Source organism: Oscillibacter sp. CU971 (assembly GCF_905219725.1).
Classification (GTDB): Bacteria; Bacillota; Clostridia; order Oscillospirales; family Oscillospiraceae; genus Oscillibacter.
On sequence record NZ_CAJMXG010000553.1, the window covers coordinates 1 to 1,156 of the forward strand.

The 1,156-nt window shown below is 54.8% G+C and carries 1 protein-coding gene; it reads left to right on the plus strand.

The genetic code is table 11. The annotated features are described in order from the left end of the window. Positions 1–926 (plus strand): site-specific integrase (locus tag JX325_RS17375; protein ID WP_204792256.1); only part of this gene is annotated, 926 nt, incomplete at its 5' end. Between the last annotated feature and the right edge of the window lie 230 nt (positions 927–1,156).

Below are 1,156 nucleotides of genomic sequence, written 5' to 3' on the forward strand. Positions count from 1 at the left end.
GGCCCTTTATTGGTCGTTTCCATTACCTTCGTCTGTTTGCCTGGCTTTTACCTGCTTTAATCAGTGCTTCCTTAAATAAACTCCGGCCCATCGCTCTGGAGAATCTGCTGGTAGAGCTACGGAAACGGACGTATCACAGCAAACCGATTCAAGAGGCAACTGTCCAGAAATACTTGACGGTTGTCTCCGCCGTGCTGAACGACGCCAAGCGGAACGAGATCATCGAAAAAAATCCCGCCCGGATGATCGACCTGCCGGATACGGCCCGCCGGATACAGATGATTCCCACGGATGCAGAAGCTCACCGATTCCTGGACGTCCTCGCCAACGAGGAGGACCCCTACAAGACTTTTTATGCCCTGGCGATTTACACCGGCTGTCGGCGCGGAGAGCTATGCGCCTTAAAGTGGGACGACCTCATCATGAACGGCGACGAGTGTATCCTGACGGTCAGCCGCTCCCGCAGCTCGGTCCCAGGGAAAGGCGTGGTGGAGGGGCCGACCAAGAACGGCCAAGCCCGGGCGATCTACATTAGCGAGGAGATGACGACGGTCCTCCGCAGTTACTGCTACTACAAAATGTACGAGGCGCAGGAAAGCGGCTTCGAGATGAGCGACTATGTGTTCACGAACGAGTACGGTGAACTGATGCACCCCGATACTTTTTCCCGGCACCTCCGTCGGCTCTATGACGAGAATGGATTTCCGAGAGAATTCCACCTTCACACCCTCCGGCATTATTTTGTGTCCACCATGCTCCACAACGGCGTGGACAAGCAGACGGTGGCGGAGCTGGCCGGTCATGGTGACACTGGATTCTTGGAGAGGACCTACTGCCACCCACAGTTACAGCTCAAACGAGAAGCGGCGGCGCGGTACACGCGGACGATGTTCGATTTCAGCGACAGAGATTCTGTGAGTGCGTGATTGGTGCTTTCGTAGAATCTTCTTCCTGCGCTCAAAAACAGTAGCTATTCGTCGAGGATTAGAGTATGTTTGTGCTTGCCAAAAGAAACCTCAGCCGGACTGAGGACAGAAGGGAAAATGTGAAATGGCAAGTATCAGAAAACGAGGGAACAGCTATTTGCTGGTAGTCTCCATGGGCTACGACCACACCGGCAAGCGCCGGGCTGCACAGCAGAAAACGGTGAGGCCGC